Source organism: Sulfitobacter sp. PR48, assembly GCF_028807335.1.
Classification (GTDB): domain Bacteria; phylum Pseudomonadota; class Alphaproteobacteria; order Rhodobacterales; family Rhodobacteraceae; genus Sulfitobacter.
Genome location: NZ_JARAMM010000040.1, coordinates 1 through 15697, shown reverse-complemented (window position 1 = coordinate 15697; position 15697 = coordinate 1). Strand labels below are relative to the sequence as shown.

The following is a 15697-nucleotide window of genomic DNA, read 5'->3' as shown; positions in this document are numbered from 1 at the left end:
ATCACATTGCTGCGCTCACATCAGGGCGCCAGCGGCAAAATCCGTCTCGCGCGGGTGGGCGACAATGAATGTCAACACGACCTAGGGACAGAACAGATCATTCCCCAGCGCAAAGACCATCAGCGACAGCACCAGCGCCAGACCGATGGTCATCAGGATGCGCAGCGCGCCGTCGCTGGGCGGTTTGCCGGTCACGGCCTCATAGGCATAGAAGGTCAGATGCCCCCCATCCAGCGCCGGGATCGGGAACAGGTTCAAAAGCCCCACCGCCGTGCTGAGCACAGCAATGAAATAGATGAAGGACGTGGCCCCCTGGCTGGCCATGGCGCCGGAGGCCTGGGCAATGCCCACCGGGCCGCTGAGGTTGCAGGTGCTGATGTTGCCGATCACCATCTGTTTCAGGCCCGAGATCGAGCCGGTGATGATCCGCCAGGTATTGGCGACACCCGCTGTCAGCGCCTGCCCCACACCGGGCGTTTCCGTCGCCGGGGCAAAGGACATGCCCCCCGCGATCCCGATCCGCAGGTTGCGTTTGAAGGTGCCGTCGGGCTGGGGCTCGTCCGTGGCCTTGGGCGTCATGGTGAAATCCAGCACCTCGCCCCGGCGCCAGACGGTCAGCGCCAGCGCCGCCCCGTCGGATTCCTCGACCGCATTCTTGAGCTGGTCAAAGGCGAATACCGGCTCCGCATCAATGGCGGTGATCACATCACCCGCTTTCAGCCCGGCCTCATAGGCGGCGGTCTGCGGCAAGACCTGATTGACCAGCGGCGGCAGGATATAGGGCCCTTCCACGCTTTGCTCGGTGCCGTTGCGGATGACGTCATAGGTCAGTTCCGGCACCATCGGCAGGTTGTCGAAGAAGGCGCCATAGGCCGCGGCATCGTTTTGCGGCAGCGCTGTGCCGTTGATCCCCAGAATCTCGTCGCCCGGTTCCAGCCCGCGCTCTGCCTGCGGCATCGGACGCAGCTCGCCCACGGTCAGCGGGGTCCGTTCCACGCCGGTGGTATAGGCCACGGCAAAGAAGATCAGGATGGACATGGCAAAATTGAACGCAGGCCCGGCGGCGACGGTCAGCGTACGCGCCCAAAGCGGCGCGCCATGCATCGTGTGGCGCAGCGCGGCCGGGTCGTCGGCCAGCGCTGCCATGGCGGTTTCATCCTTGCCGGAGGCCGCATTCGCATCGCCCGCGAATTTCACGTAACCGCCAAAGGGCAGCGCCGCGACCTGCCATTTTGTGCCGCGCCGGTCCATGCCGGACCACAGGACCGGGCCGAAGCCCAGGCTGAACACATCCGCCTTGATCCCGCACCAGCGCCCGACAATGTAATGGCCGTATTCGTGGATCGCGACGATCACCGACAGCGCCACCACAAAAGCCAGCAACGTCCAGATCAAACCGCCAAATTGCGGTATCAGCCCCATAATATCCAAAACGTTACCCTGCTCTTTTATCTATCGCGGCTTTTGCCGCCTTACGTGCCAGATGGTCAACCCGCAGGACGTTATCAAGTGTCATCGTGGCACCAATAAGACCATCTGACGCAGTTTTGTCTTCAAGCGTCTGCGCCACCACATCCGCCATGGCAGTGAAACCGACCCGTCCGGCGATGAACCCGTCCAGTGCGGTTTCCTTGGCCGCATTGAACACCGTGCCGGTCATGCCGCCCGCTGCAATCGTCTCGCGGGCAAGGCGCAGGGCGGGCCAGCGCCGCTCGTCCGGGGTGCGGAACTCGAACTGGCCGATGGCAGCAAGGTCCAGCCGTTCGACCGGCAGATGGCGGCGCTGCGGGTAATGCAGGGCAAAGCCGATGGCATGGCGCATGTCCGCCGGGCCCACATGGGCCATCAACGCGCCGTCATGGAAGCCCACCAGCGCATGGATCATGGATTGCGGATGGACCAGGACTTCTATCTGATCTGGCTGGATGGCGAAAAACTCATGTGTTTCAATGACCTCCATCGCCTTGTTGAACATCGAGGCAGAATCGATGGTGATCCTTTGCCCCATGTCCCAATTGGGATGGGAGGAAGCCTGCGCCAGCGTCGCCTCCGCCAGTTTCTCAAGCGGCCAGTCGCGGAATGCACCGCCCGACGCGGTGATGATGATCCGTTCGACCGCTGCGGCATCCTCGCCGATCAAGGCCTGAAAGATCGCGGAATGCTCGCTGTCCACCGGCAGGATGCGCGCGCCATGGGTCTGCGCCGTCTCCAGCATCAGCGCGCCGGCGCAGACCAGCGATTCCTTGTTGGCCAGCGCCAGCGTGGTGCCATGGCGCAGGGCCGCGAGACCGGGCGCCAGCCCTGCTGCCCCGACGATGGCGGACATGATCCAGTCGGCCGGACGCGCCGCCGCCTCGCAGATGGCCGTGGCCCCGGCGGCCACCTGTACGCCGCTGCCCTTCAGCGCGGCACGCAGATCGTCCAGCAGATCGTCGCGGGCGGTGACGGCGATATCGGCCTTCAGCTCGATTGCATCACGGGCCAGTTGCCCGATATTGCCCGCCCCGGTCAGCGCCACCACATCATAATCCAGCGGCGCGCGGCGGATCAGGTCGATGGTGTTCTGGCCAATGGACCCGGTGGCCCCCAGAATCGAGACACGACGGACCACGGCCTATCCCAGACCAAAGGGCAAACCGATGAACTGACCGATCACCAGCAGGAACACGGAGGCGCCCAGCATCCCGTCGAAGCGATCCATCAGGCCGCCGTGGCCGGGGATCAGATTGGAGCTGTCCTTGACGCCCATTTTGCGCTTCATCCCGGATTCCGCGATATCACCCATCTGCGATGCCATTGAAATCGCGATGGAAATCCCCACCAACTGCAGGCTTGCCCCGGTGTTGATGGAAAACAGCAGACCCACCAGCGCGGCACCGGCCCAGCCCGCCGCAGTGCCGGACCAGGTTTTCTTGGGGCTGACCCTGGGCCAGAACTTTGGCCCGCCAATGGCGCGCCCGGCGAAATAGCCGACCACATCGGTGGTCACGACAACCACCACCAGCCAAAGCAGCCAGCCAAAGCCGTAATCGTCGCGCACCTGCATCAACCCGAAGCCCGCCATCAGGATCATCGCGGTGAAACTCAGGTAGATCGTGCGGTGCCGCTCCAGCTGACCGAACCCGATCAGCGCGGGCGCCAGCAGGACCGGCAGGCCAAGGCCCACCGGCAGATAGACCGACACAAGGACAGCCAGACCGGTCAGCGCGCCCAGCTTGAGCGGCAGATAGGCGTCGCCGGGGCGCAGCATGGCCACCAGTTCCCAGACCATGACGCCACAGATCAGCGCGACCAGCAGGTGGAACACATGGCCCCCCATCCAGATCCCGATCAGGCCGATCAGCACCATGACGGCCCCGGCCCCCAGCCGTGCCTTCAAATCGGACCATTGGTCGCTGCGATTACCCATGCGGTATTCCTTCTCCGGTCAGGTCTTGACCGCGCCGAAACGCCGGTCGCGGCCCCCGTAGGCCGCACAAAGGCTGCCGAACTCGGCCTTGGTGAAATCGGGCCAGAGGGTATCAATGAATTCATATTCCGCATAGGCCGATTGCCACAGCAGAAAATTGGAAATCCGGGCCTCGCCGCTGGTGCGGATCACCAGGTCGGGGTCGGGCAAGACGTAGGTATCCAGATATTTCGGCAGGGTTTCCTCATCCACTGCCTCGGGGTCCAGCTTGCCCGCCGCCACGTCCTGCGCCAGTCGCTGGGTGGCACGGGCAACCTCGTCCCGGCCCCCGTAGTTCAGCGCGATGGTCAGATGCACGCGGGTGTTATGCGCGGTCGCGGCTTCCAGTTCGTTCATCAGCCGGATCAGCTTGTCATCCAGCCGCACCCGATCCCCGATAAAGCGGACCCGCACGCCGAATTCGCTCAAGCTGCGGGTTTCCTTGGAGATATAGCGCCGAAACAGGCTCATCAGCCCCGCGACCTCGACCTGGGTGCGTTTCCAGTTCTCGGTCGAAAAGGCAAAGATTGTCAGGTATTCGACGCCGAAGTCCGGACAGGCCTCCACGATCTCGCGCACACGTTTTGCGCCCGCGTGATGGCCAAACAGACGCGGCCTGCCCCGCTGTGTGGCCCAGCGACCGTTGCCGTCCATGATGATCGCGACATGGCGCGGCCCGCCCGGCGCGATCTTTGGTTCGGTATGGCTGTTGCCCTTGGGAGCGGTTGGCATGACGGGTCTTTCAAGGTGCGTTTCGGTTGGCTCGAACGGTACGCCGCAGGCAGGTGCCCGCAAGAGACCCGGACCGGCAGGGCGCGGAAACAGGCGCTGGCTCAGACCTGCATGATCTCGCCCTGTTTCGTCTCAAGCGTCTCGTCGATCAGGGCGATATACTTGTTGGTCAGATCCTGCATCTCGCTTTCCCAGAGCTTCTGGTCATCCTCGGACATGCCGTCTGCCTTGGCTTTCTTGATCTGATCCATGCCGTCGCGGCGGATGTTGCGGATCGAAACGCGCGCATGTTCGGCATAGCCGCCCGCGACCTTGGTCAGCTGGGTCCGGCGTTCCTCGTTCAGCTCCGGAATCGGCAGCATGATGATGGTGCCGTTCATCTGCGGATTGATGCCCAGCCCGCTTTCGCGGATGGCCTTTTCCACCTTGTTCACCAGACCCTTGTCCCAGACATTGATCGTCACCATGCGCGGTTCCGGAACGTTGACTGTCCCCACCTGGTTGATCGGTGTCGGGGAGCCATAGGCGTCAACCATCACGGGTTCCAGCATGGAGGCAGAGGCACGCCCGGTCCGCAATGATGCAAATTCGGTTCTCAGCGACGCGATGGCGCCTTTCATGCGCCGCTCAAGATCGTCGGTGTCGAGCATAAAGTCGTCAGACATGGTTTCTCCGGTGGTGGAATGGTCAAATTTCTTGTCGGCCCTGATATAACGTCAACCGCACCGGATTGTATAGATGCACCGGCGGTGCATTGCCCCCGTATTGAGGTGCTGGAAATCGTTCGGAGCTGCTCCATATACCTTTTGTCGTGTGGAACTTGCGCATGTTCAGGTGTTTCAACCTGGCCGGACCACGCAAACGACGTCATTTGAAGCAGCAAGAAGAGTATCATTGAATGGCCGACGGTGAGAAGATTTCAGCCCATCCACTGCCCACCAACGTGGCGGTTGCCGCCATGACGCGCGCGCCCTTTGCGCTGGTGCTGACGAACCCGCAACTGCCCGACAATCCCATTGTCTATGTCAACCGCGCCTTCGAAGAGATGACGGGTTATCACAGCGATGTGGTCCTCGGCCGGAACTGCCGTTTCCTGCAGGGTGACGATACCGACCAGCGCGGGGTGGAAAAGCTGCGCGCCGCCATCGAGAACCGGGAGGAAGCCACGGTGATCCTGCGCAACTATCGCGCCGATGGCACCAAGTTCATGAACCGCCTGATGGTGGCGCCGCTGAGTGTGGACGAACATGAGGTGCCCTATTTCATGGGGGTCCAGACCATCTATAACGGTGAGGAACCCACCGATGAGGACACGCAGGAAGCCCTGGAGGAAATCCAGCACCGGGTGAAGAATCATCTGTCGATGATTGTCGGCATGATCCGCATGCAGGCGCGCGGTGCCAAAACGACCCCGGGCAAGGAGTTCGACACGCTGGCGCGCCGGATCGAGACGCTGCAGCTGCTTTACGAAGAATTGAGTTCGGCCACCGGTGCGCGCAACTCCGGGCAGGACAAGGTCAATCTGGGTGCCTATCTGACCCGCGTGGCGAATGCGATTGCCTATCTGGATGGCCGGCAGGGCGTGCGGGTGAACATAGATGCGGATGAGGTCAGCGTGCCGGTCAACACCGCGACGCAACTGGGGCTGGTGCTGTCGGAGGTGATGACCAATTCCATGCAACATGCCTTCGATGACCGCGAGGCGGGTCTTGTCGACGTGCGGATCAAGAAGCTGAGCGAAGGTCTGCTGCGCCTGCAGGTGGCCGATGACGGCACCGGCATTCCCGAAGGTGTGGAATGGCCCAAGAGCGATTCACTGGGCGGGCGCATCGTGACCCAGCTGGTGCGGGGGCTGAACGCCAGGATCTCGGTGGATCGCGAAATTTCCGGCACCATGATCGTGATCGACATCCCCCGCAATCATACCGTCACGGAGTGAGCGAGGGGGCAGACGGCATGGGCGAGGAAAGGCGCAAGCCGGGCGGTTGTCGCTGACCAAGGTTGCGCGCCAACCGGACGGCTCTGATCCGGGTCCGAAGGACGCGATACCTGAAAATACCTGCTGCGCGTTATCCCTGAACGCGGGTATAAGTGCCCTCGCCCGCGAGGATCCCCTTGAACCCGCCCGGCTCGTCCAGCGAAAAGACGATGATCGGCAGGTTGTTGTCCCGTGTCAGCGCGATGGCGGAGGCATCCATCACCGCCAGCCGCTTTTGCAGCACATCGTCATAGCTGACGGTATCATAGCGCTTGGCATCGGCAAACTTCTTCGGATCCTTGTCATAGACCCCGTCGACACCGTTCTTGCCCATGAAGATCGCCTCGCAGGCCATTTCATTGGCCCGCAGGGCGGCAGCGGTATCGGTTGTGAAATAGGGGTTGCCGGTGCCCGCGGCAAAGATGCAGACCCGCTTCTTCTCAAGGTGGCGCACCGCGCGGCGGCGGATATAGGGTTCGGCCACCTCGTTCATGGTGATCGCGGAAATCACCCGGGTGTGAATGCCCAGACTTTCCAGCGAGGATTGCATCGCCAGCGCATTCATCACCGTGGCGAGCATCCCCATGTAATCCGCCGTCGTCCGTTCCATCCCCTGGGCAGAGCCCTGCAGCCCGCGAAAGATGTTGCCGCCGCCGATGACCATGCAGATCTCGACCCCCAGACTATGCACGCTTTGCACTTCATGGGCGATCCGTTCGACGGTGGGCGGATGCAGGCCGAAACCCTGATCCCCCATCAGCGCCTCACCGGATATCTTCAGCATCACACGTTTGAAAGTGACGTTGGACGCGTCTTGGGACATGTGCGGAACCTTTCGGGAGGGCTGGATTCATTGTCGGTTTAACTTTTGCGCAAAATGTCGCAAATGGAGGCAAGGTTCAATGCACGGCGGAAAGGTTCAGACAAGAAATGTCCTTTACCGAAGTTTTACGCGGCTTGTCGCCTGAGATGCCGGTGCTGATCGCAGGCCCCACTGCAAGCGGCAAATCGGCATTGGCCCTTGAAATCACGCAGGATCAGGGCGGTGTCATCGTGAATGCGGATGCCAGCCAGGTCTATGAATGCTGGCGCGTGATCACCGCGCGCCCCAGCGCAGAGGAAGAGGCCGCGGCCCCGCATCTGCTTTATGGCCACATCACCGCGACGCAACCCTATTCGACGGGTCATTGGCTGCGCGAGGTTGCGGACATCCTGAAGACCGGGCAGCGGGTAATCATCACCGGCGGCACCGGGTTATACTTCAAGGCGCTCACGGAAGGGCTGGCCGATATTCCGGCCACGCCGGAGGAGGTCCGGCATCAGGCCGACGGGATGGATCTGGACCACCTGCTTGCGGGCATCGACGTGCAGACCGCCGCCGGAATTGACACTGCGAACCGCGCGCGCGTGCAACGGGCCTGGGAAGTGCAGCAGGCCACGGGCCGGGGGCTGGCCCATTGGCAGGCGCAGACCGGTGCGCCGCTGCTGCCCGCAGCGCAGGCCCGCCGCATCGTCTTTGACGTGGAGCGCGACTGGCTGAACGCCCGGATCGCGCGGCGTTTCGACCAGATGATCGCGCAGGGCGCGCTGGAAGAGGTCCGCCGCGTCGCGCCAGCCTATGACCCCGCCCTGCCCGCGCACCGCGCCATTGGCGTGCCGGAACTGATGGCGCATCTGGAAGGCGACTTGACGCTGGATCAGGCCCGCGACCGCGCGGTGATCGCCACCCGGCAATTTGCCAAGCGCCAGCGGACATGGATGCGTTCGAAAATGGCGGACTGGCACCGGGTGACCCCGCAATAACCTGCGCACTTTACTTTTTTCAACTTTCTGACAGGGTAAATGGGTGTAAACTGCGGTTGAATCGGATCAAATGCGACCATTGCCATGAGTTTTTCCCTCACCGACATCAAGGTGATGACCCTGCCCCAGCTCACCGGCGGGCAGGACTGGCGGCTGCTGCTGGCGCAGGACCGTCCGCACCACCTGCTGATCTGGATCACGCGGGGACAGGGCCGCGCGCTGCTGGACGGGCAGCGCCGTGGCGTGGGCACGCATAACGCGCTCTGGGTGCCGCAGGGGTCGCTCTTTGCGCTGGACCTGGGGCGTCAGGGCATGGCCCAGGCGGTGATCGTACCGCCCGGCACCCCGCTGCGCCTGCCGGAAATGCCGCGCCACCTGCGGATCCGCGATGTGGCGGTGCAGAGCGAACTCAGCGGCTTGATCGAAGCGGCCGCTCGCGAACAGCAAAAGGACCGCCCCCTGTCCCAGGACGCGGCAGAGGCCCATGCCGCGCTGATCTCTGTCTGGCTGCGCCGTCAGATCATGCTGGAGGAACATGTGCCCCCGCGCCGCAATGCGGCGGCCCGGCTGAGCAAGCAATATTGCGATCAACTGCCGCAGCGCTTCCGCAGCGGGGCGTCGATGGCGGAATATGCGGCAACCCTGGGGGTCACCGCCACCCATCTGACCCGGGCGGTCAAGGCCGCAACCGGCAAGACGGCAGCGGACCTGCTGACCGAACGGGTGCTGGCAGAGGCGCGTAATCTGCTGATCGAAACACGCCAGCCTGCGCAGGACATCGCGCGCCACCTCGGTTTCGGCTCTGCCGCCTATTTCACCCGTTTCATGCAACAGCATACCGGCCAGCCGCCCAGCAAACTGCGCGGAGCCGCCCGCTGAAGAATCCGGCCTTGTACCTGAATCATCCTGTGACACGCATGTCCCGAGAGCGCCGCAGGCGCTGCAGGGTATGCGTGTCGCAAGTTTAAGGTCGGGCGCTCCAGGCTCTGGACCCTGGAAGTTGCATCGGCCCGATTCCACTCCCCGCGCGGGTCGCTTTTGGCAAAGTTGCATGTCGCAAAAAGACCATCAAGAGGCGGAAGATGACATTGACCTTTGGGGCAGCTTCATGCGTTCATAGCAGTCATCGAATGTGCGCAAGACACATGCAAGACGGCCGGGCAAGGCCGTGCCGCGCAAGGGGATGACCAGGAGCTTTTGCATCCTGCCGCGCGGCCGCATCGCCCGTCCTGAACACTCGAAAGGCCCGAAGGCCAAACCAAAAACCGGTGGGCAAACCCGCCGCGCCACCAACAGGGGCATTGAATGGGACTATTTATTCTGCGTCGGCTGGGCGTGATGATTCTGACGGCATTGTGCCTGACGTTCATCGTGTTCTGGCTGACCAATCTCTATCCAAACCTTGAAAAACTCGCAAAGACGCAGGGCAACTTCCGGATGTCGGACGAAGCCGTGGCGTCCTATCTTGGCGACCGGGGCTATCTGCAACCGATGCCGGTGAAATTCGGTCAATGGCTGGGCGTGATGCCCGGCTGGGTGACCGAGAAACCGGACGGCAAGACCTTCGGACGCTGTTTCTCGGCCAGCACGCCCGAGATCGACCGTCCGACCCGCTGCGGCATCCTGCAGGGTGACTGGGGGTTCTCCACCGTCTTCAAGGAACCGGTGGGCGGCACGGTGCTGACCCGTCTGGCGCTGACCGGCAAGCTGATGCTCTGCGTGCTGCTGCTGATGGTGCCCTCCGCGCTGCTGGTCGGGGTGCTCGCCGGGATGCGGGAAGGATCGAAGCTGGACCGGTCCCTGTCGACCTTTTCCATCGCCACCACGGCGACACCTGAATATGTCTCGGGCGTGATCTTCATCGCGGTGCTGGCCTCTTCCAAGTTCGGGGTGTCGCCGCTGCTGAACGACTGGGGGCTGATCGACAGCAAGACCCTGTTCCTCGGCTCCGCCACCTCTGCGATGGCGGATGCGACCTTCTGGAACTTCTTCCTGCCGGTGCTCACGATCTCGCTTTACGGCATGGGTTATATCGCCCGGATGACACGCGCCTCGATGACCGAGGTGATGACGGCGCAATATATCCGGACGGCGCGGCTCAAGGGCGTGAAATTCTCGGATATCGTGTTGAAACATGCGCTGCGCAACGCGCTGATCGCGCCTTTCACCGTGATCATGCTGCAGATCCCCTGGCTGCTGAACGGCGTGGTGATCGTGGAGACCCTGTTCAACTACAAGGGTTTCGGCTGGCTGCTGGTGCAGGCGGCGGGCAACAACGACATTGAACTGCTGCTGGCGGTCTCGGTTGTCTCGGTTGCGGTGGTGCTGCTGACGCAGCTCATTTCCGACATCGGGTATGTCTATCTCAACCCGCGCATCCGCATCGCCTGAAGGAGCTTTGACATGGAACCATTGACATGGACGGGCTCGCTTTCGGGGCTCAACATCATCTTCTACCTTCTGGTCGGACTGCTGGCACTGGCGATTGTGGTGCAGATCCTCGCCTCCTTCGTGCCGGACAGTTCCGCACGGGCGATCAGCGCGGATGGCACGCTGGCAGGCAGCACCGGTCTGACCGGGTTCATCAACCAGATCATCAGCTGGCTGTTCTACGCGGTGGTCGGGCTGATCCTGATCTACCTGATCGGCGGCATCTTCATGGGGCCTGCGGCGGGTATCTTCGGCGCCATGGCGCAGCAGATGATTCCGGTCTGGATCGCGCTGATCGTCACCTTTGCGCTGTCGGTCACCTACAAGCGCAAGCTGGGGCTTTACGGCAAGCTCTTTGACAGCACCGTGGGCATGATCGGCTTTGCCATCGTGATGTTCTGGGTCTTTACCGGCATTCTGGGCGGCGGCTTTGACCTGCTGGTCACCCATGACAGCCTGAGCCAGGTGTCGGGGATGAAGAACAAACTGCCCGGCACACCGCTGGCGCGGGCCGGCGAGGGCGAATATCCCTGGTTCCTGCTGGGCGGCGACAACCTGGCGCGGGACGTGTTCTCGCGGCTGATCAAGGGCTCCTGGGTGGTGGTCAAGATCGCGCCCTTTGCGACGCTCTTTGCCTTCATGGTGGGGATCACCCTGGGCTTGCCCGCAGGCTATTACGGCGGCAAGCTGGATACGTTCCTGAGCTTTCTGGCCAATCTGATCCTGGCCTTCCCGGTGATCTTGCTGTTCTACCTGCTGGTGACGCCGGAAATCGTGCTGACAGGCATCCCCAACTACATGGCGCTGTTCCTGTTTGTCTTTCCGCTGATCTTCCTCGCGATCCTGCTGAACTCGCGCTTCTACACGCAGCCGACGTTCCGCACACCGCTGCTGATCGTCGTACTGGGGCTTGGTGCCTGGCTCTACCTCGCGCTGGTGTCCAGCGACGGCACCATCGTGGAAACGCCGACCTATGTGATCCCGGGTTTGCCCGCCTTCCTTGATCCATTCGATCTGGGGCCGGGTATCCTGGTGGTCTTTGTCTCTGTCGTCTTTGTGAACGCGCCCACGGTCTTCCGGATCGTGCGGGGCCTCGCGCTGGACATCAAGACGCGCGACTATGTGGCGGCGGCGCAGACCCGGGGCGAAGGCCCGTGGTACATCATGCTGTGGGAAATCCTGCCCAATGCGCGGGGGCCGTTGATCGTCGATTTCTGCCTGCGGATCGGCTACACCACGATCCTTCTGGGCACGCTGGGCTTCTTTGGCCTGGGGCTGGAATCGGAAAGCCCGGACTGGGGCAGCACGATCAACGCCGGACGGCGGCTGCTGTCGCTTTACCCGCATGCGGCCATCGCCCCTGCGCTGGCCTTGCTGACGCTGGTGCTGGGTCTGAACCTGCTGGCGGATGGCTTGCGTGAGGAATCCCTGAGGGATTGATCCAGACGAGAGTTCCGGGGGTGCTACCCCCGGACCCCCGGGAATATTTATGGCCAAAAAGAGCGACAAGGGTTTCTCTGGTTCGGCCGCTCCAACAAGGAGAGACAAGAATGGTAAAAGAAAAGTATGACGGGCCGATCCTCGAGATCGACAAGCTGTCGATTTCCTTCTTTACCCGGTTGCGGGAAATTCCTGCCGTGATGGATTTCTCGGCCTCTGTGATGCCGGGCGAAGCGCTGGGCCTCGTGGGTGAATCCGGGTGCGGCAAATCCACCGTGGCGCTGGGGGTGATGCAGGACCTGGGCAAGAACGGGCGCATCGTCGGCGGCTCGATCAAGTTCAAGGGCCGCGACCTGGGCGAGATGAGCGATGACGAGCTGCGCGACATCCGCGGCAGCGAGATCGCGATGATCTATCAGGAACCCATGGCATCGCTGAACCCCGCCATGCGGATCGGCAAGCAGCTGATGGAAGTGCCGATGATCCATGCGGGCATGTCCGAGAAGGACGCCTATCAACGCGCATTGCAGGTGGTCACGGATGTGAAGCTGCCGGACCCCGAGCGCATCCTCAAGGCCTATCCGCACCAGCTGTCGGGCGGTCAGCAGCAGCGCATCGTGATCGCGATGGCGCTGATGTCGGAACCGTCGCTGCTGATTCTGGACGAGCCGACCACGGCGCTTGATGTGACCGTCGAGGCGGCGGTGGTCGAACTGGTCAAGGATCTGGGCAAGAAATACGGCACCTCGATGCTGTTCATCAGCCACAACCTTGGTCTGGTGCTGGAGACCTGCGACCGGATCTGCGTGATGTATTCCGGCGAGGCGGTGGAACGCGGCAGCATCGAGGATGTCTTTGACGAGATGCAGCACCCCTATACCCAGGCTTTGTTCCGCTCGATCCCCCTGCCCGGCGCCGACAAGAACGCGCGGCCATTGATCGCCATTCCCGGCAACTTTCCCCTGCCCCATGAACGCCCGCCGGGCTGCAATTTCGGCCCGCGCTGCGATTATTTCGAGGCCGGACGCTGCGATCAGGGGGTGATCCCGATGTCGGTGATCGGCGGCGAGGACCGGCACCACACGCGCTGCGTCAAATATCAGGAGATCGACTGGAACGCGCCGCTGCAACTGGCCGAGACCAAGACCAAGGGCGAGGTCGGTGACGTGGTCCTGAAAATGGACAAGCTCAAGAAATACTACAAGGTGGCGGCCAGTGCCATGTTTGGCGGCGGCGACACCAAGGTGGTGAAAGCCAATGAGGAATTGTCCTTCGAGGCGCGCGAGAGCGAGACGCTGGCGATCGTGGGCGAATCCGGCTGCGGCAAATCCACCTTTGCCAAGGTGCTGATGGGGCTGGAGACCGCCACCGCTGGCCAGATCCTGCTGGACAACCAGAACATCGGCGACGTGCCCATCGAGAAACGCAGCACAAAGAACGTGGCGGATGTGCAGATGGTGTTCCAGAACCCGTTCGACACGCTGAACCCCTCGATGACGGTGGGACGGCAGATCGTGCGGGCGCTGGAAATCTTCCGCATCGGCAAGAATGAAAAGGACCGCTGGCAGCGGATGCTGGAACTGCTGGACCTGGTGAAACTGCCGCGTGAATTCGCGACCCGGATGCCGCGTCAGCTCTCCGGTGGCCAGAAACAGCGCGTCGGCATTGCCCGGGCCTTTGCCGGGGATGCGCGGATCGTGGTGGCGGATGAACCGGTCTCGGCGCTGGACGTCTCGGTTCAGGCTGCGGTGACCGACCTGCTGATGGAAATCCAGCGCCAGCACAAGACGACGCTGCTGTTCATCAGCCACGACCTGAGCATCGTGCGCTATCTCAGCGACCGGGTGATGGTGATGTACCTGGGTCATGTTGTCGAACTGGGCAGCACGGATCAGGTGTTCTCGCCCCCCTATCACCCCTATACCGAGGCGCTGCTGTCGGCGGTGCCGATTGCGGATACAAGGGTCAAGAAAAAGCACATCGTGCTTGAAGGCGACATCCCCTCGGCGATGAACCCGCCGCCCGGCTGCCCCTTCCAGACCCGGTGCCGCTGGAAATCCCAGGTGCCGGGCAACCTGTGTGAAAAGGAAGTGCCGCCACAGCGGACAATGGCAGAGGGCCACCAGATCAAATGCCACCTGTCGGACGCCCAGTTCAACGAGATGGAACCGGTGATCGAAATCACCGTGGCCGCCGAATAAAGCGTTTCGGGGAATGGTTGAAGCACGAGGATCGCAAATGTCCTGAGAACGCGAAGCGTGGCAAGGTATTTGCGATTCAGCATTTTTCGCGAAACGCCCCCGCAGAAAAAGGGCGCACACCGGGGGAAGCGGTGCGCGCCCGAGGCCGAAAAAGACCTCTGATCAGACCGGCAGGGGACAGGCTGCCGGACTGAGGGGGGTGGTGTCGTCAGCGCGTGACGGTATCGCCGCCGGTGTTCACATTGCCAAGCTCTTCGGCAACGCGGTCAGCGAAGGCACCGATCATCACGTTGTAGAAATCATCGGTCGAGGGCTGGATCACATATGTGCCCTCGGGCGCTTGCGTGTCAGCGGAAAGCGCCGCGATGCTGACCGGGAAGGACCGGCTGCCGGTGCTGCTGCCGTCATCCGCCTCGATGGAGACCACGCCTTCCAGCTCGTTGAATTCACCGGCATCGTTCAGCATCGTGTTGCCGTTCAGCGAAACCTTGCGCAGCTCAACCCTGATCCGGCTGTCGGCGGCATCCGATGAGGTCGGGACGCGTTCGGCAATGGCTTCCTGAAGGTCCGTCGTGATGTCGGGGAACTTCTCGGCCGCATTGGCATCTGTTGCGGCGGCATAGGTGGTGCCGACGTCAATGGAAGAGATCGGCGGCAGGTCTGCAGCATTGGCAAAGCTTGTCAGGGCCAGCAGGCTGACACCAGCGGCCAGGCCCAGCTTTTTCAGATTATTGAACATCTTGTGCTCCTCATGTTTTGCGCGGTGCAGGGCGGATGATCCGAACCTGCGGCGCTCTGAGCAGACAACACCCCCGCGTATGGAAAGGTTCCCCCGGGTGGCGGATCCTTGCCGTATCACTTGACCATATCGTTATATTGGTTTTGGAAACAGCGGCTTACTGTCCGAAGATGACCTTCACGTAATTCCGTGTCTCGGCGTAGGGTGGCACGCCGCCGTATTTCTGCACCGCAGCAGGACCGGCGTTATAGGCCGCCAGCGCAAGCCGCCAGTCCCCGAAAGTGCTGTATTGCTGCTTGAGATACCGCGCGCCGCCTTCGAGGTTCTGCGCGGGGTCGGAAGGGTCCACCCGCAACCGCGCGGCCGTGCCCGGCATCAGCTGCGCCAGCCCGAGCGCGCCCTTGTGCGAAACCGCCTGGTGGTTCCAGCCACTTTCCTGCTGCACCAGCCGCAGGAACAGATCAACCGGCACACCATGGCGTGTCGCCGCTTCGCGCGCGATGGCCAGGAACTGGCCCTTGTACTTGCCGTTGTATTTCGGCGTGTCCCATTTTGTCGGGGTGTTGACGGTGGGCGGCTGCAACCGGACCGAAGCGGAATATTGCTTGGCCGCCCGGTTATCGAGCAGGTTCTTTTGCGATTTGAAAAGCGCGCGGCGGTTGCTGGACGAGAAAACATCCGCATCCGCGGCGGGCGTGCTGCCAATAACAAGGCTGGCTGCACCAAGGGCCGCCACAAATATCGTTCTGCGCATTCCCCGCGCTCCCGCCTGTTTGTTTTGGGCACCCTATACCAAACCGGGCGCGTGGCACCAGACCCCGATTCACGGGATATCCAGAGCCTAGGTCGTGTTGACATTCATTGTCGCCCACCCGTTTCAGTCCAAAATTGCTCAGTTCCAGGCAAGAGAGCGCAGGAATAGCCAG

14 protein-coding genes are annotated in these 15697 nt (G+C 62.3%); 6 read left to right on the top strand and 8 right to left on the bottom strand.

Annotation, left to right across the window (positions count from 1 at the left end; all coding sequences use genetic code 11):
• Window positions 1–81: 81 nt before the first annotated feature.
• The 5 genes from rseP to frr form a co-directional block, all read right to left on the bottom strand.
• Window positions 82–1431 carry an RIP metalloprotease RseP gene (gene rseP, locus PVW51_RS23685; protein ID WP_274578139.1) on the bottom strand — a complete coding sequence of 450 codons (1350 nt, stop codon included), beginning with the start codon at window positions 1429–1431 and terminating at the stop codon, window positions 82–84.
• A 4-nt stretch (window positions 1432–1435) separates the two neighbouring features.
• Window positions 1436–2611: a 1-deoxy-D-xylulose-5-phosphate reductoisomerase gene (gene dxr, locus PVW51_RS23680; protein ID WP_274578138.1), complete on the bottom strand. Its 1176-nt coding sequence runs from the start codon at window positions 2609–2611 to the stop codon at window positions 1436–1438.
• A gap of 3 nt (window positions 2612–2614) precedes the next feature.
• Complete coding sequence (locus tag PVW51_RS23675; protein ID WP_269367869.1) at window positions 2615–3409, bottom strand: phosphatidate cytidylyltransferase; 795 nt, start codon at window positions 3407–3409, stop codon at window positions 2615–2617.
• 18 nt (window positions 3410–3427) lie between these two features.
• Window positions 3428–4180, bottom strand: a complete 753-nt coding sequence (uppS, locus tag PVW51_RS23670) for a polyprenyl diphosphate synthase (RefSeq protein ID WP_269367870.1) — start codon at window positions 4178–4180, stop codon at window positions 3428–3430.
• A 101-nt stretch (window positions 4181–4281) separates the two neighbouring features.
• On the bottom strand, window positions 4282–4845 hold the full coding sequence (gene frr, locus PVW51_RS23665; RefSeq protein ID WP_269367871.1) for a ribosome recycling factor: 564 nt from the start codon (window positions 4843–4845) through the stop codon (window positions 4282–4284).
• Window positions 4846–5078: 233 nt separating this feature from the next.
• On the opposite strand from frr, the gene PVW51_RS23660 reads away from it, so the two are divergent.
• Window positions 5079–6119 (top strand): sensor histidine kinase, encoded by a 1041-nt coding sequence (locus tag PVW51_RS23660; protein WP_274578136.1) that lies wholly within the window; start codon window positions 5079–5081, stop codon window positions 6117–6119.
• 130 nt (window positions 6120–6249) lie between these two features.
• Here the strand turns inward: PVW51_RS23660 and pyrH are convergent, their stop codons facing one another.
• On the bottom strand, window positions 6250–6981 hold the full coding sequence (gene pyrH / locus PVW51_RS23655; RefSeq protein WP_274578135.1) for a UMP kinase: 732 nt from the start codon (window positions 6979–6981) through the stop codon (window positions 6250–6252).
• A 107-nt stretch (window positions 6982–7088) separates the two neighbouring features.
• On the opposite strand from pyrH, the gene miaA reads away from it, so the two are divergent.
• The 5 genes from miaA (at window position 7089) to PVW51_RS23630 (ending at window position 14032) form a co-directional block, all read left to right on the top strand.
• Window positions 7089–7961, top strand: coding sequence for a tRNA (adenosine(37)-N6)-dimethylallyltransferase MiaA (gene miaA / locus PVW51_RS23650; protein ID WP_274578134.1), 873 nt, complete (start codon window positions 7089–7091; stop codon window positions 7959–7961).
• An 84-nt stretch (window positions 7962–8045) separates the two neighbouring features.
• The gene (locus PVW51_RS23645) at window positions 8046–8840 is read left to right on the top strand and encodes a helix-turn-helix domain-containing protein (RefSeq protein ID WP_274578133.1); all 795 of its coding nucleotides are present in this window, start codon (window positions 8046–8048) and stop codon (window positions 8838–8840) included.
• A 426-nt stretch (window positions 8841–9266) separates the two neighbouring features.
• Window positions 9267–10352 carry an ABC transporter permease gene (locus PVW51_RS23640; protein ID WP_269367876.1) on the top strand — a complete coding sequence of 362 codons (1086 nt, stop codon included), beginning with the start codon at window positions 9267–9269 and terminating at the stop codon, window positions 10350–10352.
• 12 nt (window positions 10353–10364) lie between these two features.
• On the top strand, window positions 10365–11831 hold the full coding sequence (locus tag PVW51_RS23635) for an ABC transporter permease (protein ID WP_269367877.1): 1467 nt from the start codon (window positions 10365–10367) through the stop codon (window positions 11829–11831).
• Window positions 11832–11941: 110 nt separating this feature from the next.
• Entirely contained in the window at window positions 11942–14032 is a 2091-nt protein-coding gene (locus PVW51_RS23630) for a dipeptide ABC transporter ATP-binding protein (protein ID WP_269367878.1), read from the top strand.
• A gap of 208 nt (window positions 14033–14240) precedes the next feature.
• Here the strand turns inward: PVW51_RS23630 and PVW51_RS23625 are convergent, their stop codons facing one another.
• The gene (locus tag PVW51_RS23625; protein WP_274578131.1) at window positions 14241–14771 is read right to left on the bottom strand and encodes a hypothetical protein; all 531 of its coding nucleotides are present in this window, start codon (window positions 14769–14771) and stop codon (window positions 14241–14243) included.
• A gap of 157 nt (window positions 14772–14928) precedes the next feature.
• Window positions 14929–15525 carry a lytic transglycosylase domain-containing protein gene (locus tag PVW51_RS23620; protein ID WP_269367880.1) on the bottom strand — a complete coding sequence of 199 codons (597 nt, stop codon included), beginning with the start codon at window positions 15523–15525 and terminating at the stop codon, window positions 14929–14931.
• Window positions 15526–15697 lie beyond the last annotated feature (172 nt).